Source organism: Clostridium grantii DSM 8605 (genome assembly GCF_900129965.1).
Lineage (GTDB): Bacteria > Bacillota > Clostridia > Clostridiales > Clostridiaceae > Clostridium_AF > Clostridium_AF grantii.
In genome coordinates this window covers 285,928-294,115 of sequence record NZ_FQXM01000004.1, presented here as the reverse complement: position 1 = coordinate 294,115, position 8,188 = coordinate 285,928, and the positions used below count along the sequence as shown (strand labels likewise).

At 29.1% G+C, this 8,188-nt stretch carries 7 protein-coding genes; 5 read left to right on the top strand and 2 right to left on the bottom strand.

The genetic code is table 11. The features are described 5' to 3' along the window. Positions 1-345 precede the first annotated feature (345 nt). Positions 346-1,008, top strand: a complete 663-nt coding sequence (gene ablB, locus BUB83_RS21230) for a putative beta-lysine N-acetyltransferase (protein WP_084133411.1) — start codon at positions 346-348, stop codon at positions 1,006-1,008. Positions 1,009-1,188: 180 nt separating this feature from the next. Beyond that, a complete protein-coding gene (locus BUB83_RS05075) occupies positions 1,189-2,091 on the top strand; it encodes a ketopantoate reductase family protein (RefSeq protein ID WP_073337362.1) in 903 nt (300 codons plus the stop codon). Between the two features lie 87 nt (positions 2,092-2,178). Here BUB83_RS05075 and BUB83_RS05070 read toward each other — a convergent pair whose 3' ends face one another. Beyond that, a complete protein-coding gene (locus tag BUB83_RS05070) occupies positions 2,179-3,372 on the bottom strand; it encodes a class I SAM-dependent methyltransferase (protein ID WP_073337361.1) in 1,194 nt (397 codons plus the stop codon). Positions 3,373-3,490: 118 nt separating this feature from the next. Then, complete coding sequence (locus BUB83_RS05065; RefSeq protein WP_073337360.1) at positions 3,491-5,239, bottom strand: phosphoenolpyruvate carboxykinase; 1,749 nt, start codon at positions 5,237-5,239, stop codon at positions 3,491-3,493. 380 nt (positions 5,240-5,619) lie between these two features. Here BUB83_RS05065 and BUB83_RS05060 point away from each other — a divergent pair, with 380 nt between their 5' ends. From BUB83_RS05060 to BUB83_RS05050, 3 genes are read left to right on the top strand one after another with little or no spacing between them, the layout of a single operon-like run. Next, the gene (locus BUB83_RS05060; protein ID WP_073337359.1) at positions 5,620-6,384 is read left to right on the top strand and encodes an exodeoxyribonuclease III; all 765 of its coding nucleotides are present in this window, start codon (positions 5,620-5,622) and stop codon (positions 6,382-6,384) included. 34 nt (positions 6,385-6,418) lie between these two features. Further along, positions 6,419-6,802, top strand: a complete 384-nt coding sequence (locus BUB83_RS22850) for a hypothetical protein (protein WP_073337358.1) — start codon at positions 6,419-6,421, stop codon at positions 6,800-6,802. Then, positions 6,765-8,177, top strand: a complete 1,413-nt coding sequence (locus BUB83_RS05050) for a recombinase family protein (RefSeq protein WP_084133410.1) — start codon at positions 6,765-6,767, stop codon at positions 8,175-8,177. Before BUB83_RS22850 ends, BUB83_RS05050 begins: the two co-directional genes overlap by 38 nt. Positions 8,178-8,188 lie beyond the last annotated feature (11 nt).

Below are 8,188 nucleotides of genomic sequence, written 5' to 3'. Positions count from 1 at the left end.
GGATTATGGGCCAATCATTATTCACAAGTGTAAGAACGCCTCCGGCGTAATGTTTTTGAAGATTTGATAATACAAAGTTTTGATAAGATTCATGAGAAACATATTTAGGTTTCATTTGTAACACCCCAATCACAGTTAGTAAAGGAAATAATCCCTTCAATGCGATTATTGGGTTGATTTTCAAAAGTCAAGTGTTTTTTTGAGTTTTAATAATATTTTTTAGAAGTGAAATTTCCAATTTCACTTTAAGAAAATAAAAAACTTCCTACTAAAAGTAGGAGGATTACAACTAAAGTGTTTTGAGGAAACCCTTAAAACATAACACTCGGTTAATTCCGAGAGTCTATTTTATTATCTGGAGGGGATGCTTTTCTATTAATAGATGCCACTATTCCTGGCTTTTATAAGGAAGCTGAGCCACTGATTTTCCTAAGTAAATTTTTAAGTAAAGAAAGATCTAGTGTAAAGGATAGTAAGAAAATAAAAGAAATTATTAATATATGCTATGGTAAGGATAGAATCGGTAAACAAATTGAGATTAATGAGCAATATCATTTCGAAGTATGCGATAAAAATGATATAAAAGAAATGTGTGAAGTATACAAAAAAGTATTTGAAACGTATCATTTCCCTATTTTCAATGAAGACTATATAGAAAAAACTATGAATCAGAATTTGATTTACTTTTCCATAAAAAACAAAGAAAAAATTGTATCCTTATCATCTACAGAAATGGACTATACATCTAAAAGTGTTGAAATGACGGATTTCGCTACGTTATCTGAATATAGAGGAAAAGGATTTAGTGTTTTTTTACTCAATAAAATGGAAGAGGAAATGAGACAAAAGAATTTTCATGTGGCATATACTATCGCAAGAGCTGTATCCTATGGTATGAATATTACTTTTTCAAAGTTAAATTATAAGTACGCAGGTACTTTAATTAATAATACTAATATATCTGGTGATTTAGAAAGTATGAATGTGTGGTATAAGATTTTAGATTAGAAAATTAAAAATATTTAATTCTAAAAGCTGAAGGGAGCATGCCCTTTCAGTTTTTGTTTTATAGTAGTTAAAATAATTTGTAGAAAGAAGGAATTATATAGTCCTGTGTGGAATAAATAATTATGACAACAGTAAAGTGTAATTATAAATAAATATTTTAAAGAAAAGAGGCTATTAAAGATGAAAAACATTTATATTTTGGGTGCTGGCGCAATAGGAGCTTCATATGCAGCTGTTTTACACAAATATGATCCCCAGTGTGTTACCCTTGTAGCAGATAAAGAAAGATGCGAAAGATATAAAAAAGGCTTTGTTATAAATAATAAGAAATATATTTTTAAAACTATAACGCCAGAAGAAATCGAAAAGCCAGTGGATTTTGTAATAATAGCAGTTAAAAATCAACATTTAAATGGGGCTATAGATAGTATTGAAAAAGCTGTAGGAGAAAATACTATTATCATGTCTTTATTAAATGGAATTTCTTCAGAAGAAATATTAGGTGAAAGATTTGGAATAGAAAAATTAGTTTATTCTATGTGCGTAGGCATTGATGCTGTTAGAATTGGAAATGAAACTACATATTCTCAATTGGGAAAGATATTTTTTGGAGATAAGAATAATGAAGTTTTATCTGATAAGGTAAAGCTTATAAAAGATTTATTTGATAAAGCAGAAGTACCTTATGAAATTCCTATAGATATGTATAGAAAACTTTGGTGGAAATTCATGGTTAATACTGGAGCAAACCAAATATCAGCTTTACTTAGAGCTCCTTATGGGGTACTAAAGACTGATAAGGACGCTAGAGACTTAATGAGAAAAACCATGGAAGAAGTTATTGATTTATCAATTCCAGAAGGTATTAATCTAAATAATGAGGACTATTTACATTGGTTAAAAGTTCTTGATGGACTATCTGATGAAGGAAAAACTTCTATGCTACAAGATGTAGAAGCAGGTAGGAAAACGGAAGTAGAACTTTTTGCCGGCACTGTTGTAGAATTAGGAAAAAAATATAATGTTTCAACTCCTTTAAATGAAATTTGGTTAGCTATGATTAAAGTAATTGAAAAAAATTAAATGACAAACCTATTTAACAATTGATATTGTAGGGGCGGGTTTCCATGCCCGCCCGTTTTTATTCAAACAAAGGCATTATAATTAGTATTATTGAAAATCATCTTCTACATATAAATAAGAGTACAATGAAGGTGCTACATTTAAACTTAGCATCAAGGACATAAATTCATCCATGGCATCTTCATTTTCTTTTCCTGTTCTAAAAGCTCTTATCATTAGATTTTTAGGTGTTTCTAAAGGAGAAATATACTCAACAATGGAAACATCATATCCATTTGCCTCTAAAAGCAAAGTTCTCATTCCATCAGTAAGAATATCAGCCATTCTAGCTTTAAGAACACCTTGTTTTAAAATTCTATCAAAAGGTTTGTAACTATATTTTTTTAATACTTCTTTATGACAACATGGAACAGCTATAATAACATCCGCTTTTACTTTTACTCCTATAGCTAAACCCATATCAGTTGCAGTATCGCATGCGTGAAGGGAAAGAACTACATTTATTTGAGAACTTGGTTTAAAATCATTTATATCCATAGCTAAAAATTCCATATTTCTATAATCTAATTTAGCAGCTATTTTCTTAGAAGTTTCAATTATTTCGGGTGAAATATCAATTCCGATAAAATTAGATTTTCTTTTTTTAACTTCAGTTATGTAATAATTTAAAGCAAAAGATAGATAGGATTTGCCACAACCACAATCTAAAATCGTGATGTTTTTGTTGGCTGGGATTTTGTCAATTACACCATCAAGTAATTCTATATAATGATCTATTTGATTGTACTTTCTGATTTTATCATTCTTAATTTTGCCATCCTGTGTCATTATCTTAATTTCTTTAAGTAATGGAGCGGCTTTATCTGCATTTATAAAATAATCTCTGTTTAAAAGAGTAGACGTAGTTGCAGATGTAGTTTGAGTTTTTTTCTTTTCTGTTGGTAAATCATCTAATACCTCTTTTGAAGTCATGGTTACGTTTTTACTATTAGCAATTATTTGTACCCTAGAGCCTCTTTCTAGATAAAAGAAAGTTAATTCATCATAGTCTTCAGCGTCTTTTAAGATTTTTTGAAATAATTCTGAGATAGAATAATCTTTAGTAATTCCAGAAAAATTATAAGAAATTTTGCTTTCAGAAAAATCGCCTTTACCTACAAATTTTTTTAATCCAGCTTTAAATTCTGCTTCAATGCTTTGAAACATATCTATGTTTTCATTAAATCGACTTTCAAGTCCCATGAAAAACAATTTTAATTTATTTATATTATTCTTATTCATTAAATCACATTTCCTTCGCATAGTTTTTTATATTTTTAATTTCCGTAAATAATCAACTTTAATTATAACAAAACAAATAAAAAAGTCAAAAAAAAACCAACTTTAAGTTGGTTTTAGGTTAATTATCTGCGTTCTTTATTATTTCCAATAATTTTGTTGCAGCTTCAGTAGTTCCAGTTTTTTCTTTACCAGCAATACCTAAACAAGTTCTAAGTTGTCCAACTTGAACTCCTGTTTCATAGAATTTTTTAAAGTATGAATCAATCAAAATATCTGTTTCTTCTTTTTTCTGAACAGGACCAAATGGATTTGCAAAGTAAGATGTTACTAGGCCAGTTTCAGTTGTAGTTCCTTTTGTCATTCTTGCTCCAGCAGTGAAAACTTTTTTAGCTTCTTCAATATCTTCAAAGAAATCTAGGTATTCACCTTCGTCATAGTTATTAGCATATAGGAATAAATCAATAGGATATCCCTTCATGATTTCTTTATAAGTAGCTACAGGAATTACCAATCTTGCATTTACTTTATCAGGATTCATAAATACACTTCTATCCATTTCTCTAAAAGCATAACCTGAGTCTAAATCATCTAATCTTACGAAAGCACCAATTTCAGTACCATATCCCATAGGTTTATTATCCCCATCTAGTTTTACAGTACCCATATCATCAAAGATAATAGTCATTTCACTTATATAATCTTCACTTAATCTTCTAAATGCTTCTAAGCTTTCTGATTTACCAGCTCCAGAGTCACCCATAATTATTATATTTGAAGAATTTCCGTTTTTAGTTACTATGTTAACCATTGCTCCGTGAATAGGCAAGAAACCTCTTTTAATCATTATTAAATTATGAAGAGTTAGCATCATTTTTTTCATATATCCAAAATAATCCACATCATCAGAGTAATTAGCATAGCCTAGCATTATATCATTTTCTTTATCGTCATAGAATACAGTAGTTACTTCTTCACAATTATCTTTGCATCCGTAAACATAAACTAAATCTGGTTTTTTATTCTTATATTCATTTACAGTAGCCATTTCAAATAAATTACATAAAGTAACACCATGAGCCATTAAATCTCTATGGAAATATATATAAGCTAATAATTCACCAACTTTAGCAGGATAACAGAACCAATGATCTTCATCAATTTCCACACCAGTTAATGGATTTTCGAAAACTTCATTAAAAATACCGTTTCTTGTATTTTTCTTAGGATAAGTTATAAAAGGTGGAGAAATAACTATTGATTCTATAAATGGAATATCTTTTAATAAAGTATAGCTTGTAGGCATTGGCCATTTAGTTGAGTTAAGTATTAAACCAGCATTTCCACCAGCAGGAAGTTGTCTATAAATATTTAAGTGATGCTTTCTTACATTTTCCTCGATTTTTCTATAAGTTGTTCTGATTACATTTGTAAAAGTTTCGTTAGCATCTATGAAACTAACATTTTGGTAACCATTTTTATTAACACGGCTACTTTTTATTATTGTATATCTTTCGATTTTTCTCCAATAATTATATAATTTTTCAACAAAATCTAAAAAAGAGTCCTTGTCTGACAATAAATTTTTGAATTGTTCATTTGTTTTTGAAACTTCATCTACATCTAGAACCATTAATAAACTTAATATTTTTATAATATCGTTCATAATTGATTCTGTAAATTGAGTTGTGTTAAAAGAGGATGCTAAATATTTATACACTTTAGATTGCTTTTTTTCAACTGATTTTAAATAGGATTCAAGTACCCTATAAAACCCGTAACTGTGAAGAAGTGATTCTGAATTAGTACAGAATTTTGCTGTGAAGTTAATCATTGCTTTACCTTTGCTAAGTGAAAATTCTTTTTTCATTGTTTACCTCCTAGATTAATAAATAAAAAGTCATTGGTTAATAATTATACATGAATATTAATATTTATTGATTATATCATAAAAAAACTTAAGAGTACAACTTTTAAGTCAAAAATTGTTGCAGAAATAAAAAATGAATAATTTTAATATAAAAAATTCATATAAGTATATTTTATTATAAATTAGAAAAAAATTCAACATTATGTAAAGTTTATTATTGAGTGAACGATTTCAAGATACTGATATGGTAGAATATAATTAAGATTAAAAAAGAATAATTACTTTTAAAAATTATACATTTATGTTATTATATAATAATAATTATTAATTAAATAAAAGATTGATTTATGCAAAATATAATTAATGAAAGAAGGGTTATTTTGAAGATATATTCTTGGAACGTAAATGGGTTAAGGGCAGCAGATGGAAAAGGATTTTATGAATGGTTGAAAGAAGAAAGTCCTGATATTTTGGGCATACAAGAAACTAAATTACAAAAAGAACAGCTTACAGATAAAATGATAAATGCAGAAGGGTATTATTCTTATTTTTCCTTTGCAGAAAAAAAAGGATATAGTGGGGTTGGCGTTTATACAAAAATCAAACCCATTTCTGTATCACATGGTATAGGAATACAAGAATTTGATAGTGAAGGTAGAATTTTAGTTTTGGAGTTTGAAGAGTTTACTCTTTTAAATATTTATTTTCCAAATGGACAAATGAGCGATGAAAGATTGCAGTACAAATTAAACTTTTATAAAGCATTATTTGAGTATTGCGATGATTTAAAAAACCAAGGTATAAAACTTTTGATATTTGGTGACTACAATACTGCACATAACGAAATAGATTTAAAACATCCCAAACCCAATAGTAAAAGATCGGGATTTCTTTCTATTGAAAGAGAATGGATGGATGATATAATATCAAAAGGATATTTAGATACATTTAGATATTTACATCCTGAAACTGTGGAGTATTCATGGTGGAGTTATAGGTTTAAGGCAAGAGAAAATAATGCTGGATGGAGAATCGATTATCATTTTATCTCTGAAAATTTAAAAGAAAATCTTAAGGATGCTTATATTTTGGGAGATGTGTTAGGATCAGACCATTGCCCAGTGGTTGTGGATTTAGAAATATAATAGAACCACTGAATATAGACCAGAGTTTCAAAGAATGCTTGAACTTTGTAGGTCAGGAAATATAGATTTAAATACATTATCAGGGGACGGAGAGCTTATGCTTTCTGTCCTTTCTTCTTTTGCTCAAGAAGAGAGCAAGAATGTAAGTGACAATATTAAATGGAGAATTAAAAAGGAATTTGAAAGAGGAATCTATCATTTAAACACCAACAAATTTCTAGGATATGATAAAGATGAATTTGGCACTCTTGTGATTGTATGGCAATGCAGTAATTTTGTTTATAAAAAAACGCGTACTTGCACAGGAACTAAAATAGATGAAAGAGATCTTGAGAAAGTTAATATAAAAGGACCAACAATCATAAAGGAGGAATTGAGGGATGGCAAGAAGCATTACAGTTATACCAGCAAGAACTAATGGAACTAATTTAGCACATACTATAGAACCACAGAAAAAGAAGATGGCTGCATATTGCAGAGTTTCAACAGATCAATTAGAACAGTTATCAAGTTATGAGGCTCAAGTTAATTATTACACTAATTATATAAATAGTAGTGAAGAATATGAATTCGCTGGAATCTTTGCAGATGAAGGGATATCAGGTACTAACACTAAAAAGCGAGAACAGTTCAATAAAATGATTGAAGATTGTAATGCTGGAAAGATTGATATGATAATAACCAAGTCCATATCAAGATTTGCAAGGAATACATTAGATTGTTTGAATTTTGTGAGACAACTTAAGGAACTTGGAGTGGGAATAATTTTCGAAAAAGAAAATATCAATACTTTAGATGCAAAAGGAGAGGTTTTGCTTACCATATTAAGTTCTTTGGCCCAAGATGAATCCAGAAGTATCAGTGAAAATTCTACTTGGGGAATAAGAAGAAGATTTGAACAAGGTAAACTTCATATCAATCATAAAAAGTTTTTAGGCTATGATAAAGATGAAGAATGCAACTTAATAATAAATGAAAAACAAGCCAAGATAGTAAGAAGAATTTATAAAGAGTATCTTGATGGAAAAGGTACAAATAGAATAGCTAAAGAGTTTGAAGCAGAAGGAATTCCAAAATGGGACGGTAATACTAATTGGTATGAGGGCAGCATAAGAAAAATGCTATCCAATGAAAAATATAAAGGAGACGCTCTTCTTCAAAAGACTTATACGGTAGATTTCCTCACAAAGAAAAGAACTAAAAACAATGGAGAAGTTCCTAAGTATTATGTAGAAGAAAGCCATCCTGCAATTATTGATAAAGATATGTGGGAAGCAGTGCAGCTTGAAATGGAAAGAAGAAAAGCTTTCACTGAAAGGTACGGAATTAGTAAAATTGATTATGCTACAGTAACTAATCCTTTTGCTGGGAGAGTTATTTGCGGATGTTGTGGAAGTGTTTTAGGCAGAAAAGTTTGGAATTCTACAGATGAAAAATTTAGAAAAAAGGTGTGGGTATGCAGTAAAAAGTATGCTGTTAAAGGAAAAAAGGGCTGTGAGAGTAAACATACAGAAGATAAGGTTTTGTATCAAGCTTTTGTAAATACTTTTAATGCCATGGTTGAAAATAAGGAATTCTTTATGGAAAAGTGGAAGGCTGTACTCAATAGTGAGAATGTATTGGTTAAGTATAAAGCTAAACAGTTTATAAGAATTATGGAGAAGTCTAAAGAGATAAAAGGGTTTGATGTGGATTTGTTTTTTAAGATTATAGAGAAGATGACTGTGTTTGATGGGAAGAAGGTAATTGTAACTTTGCTTGATGGAACTGAGATTGAGTGTGAAATTGAATAGGAAATTATTAA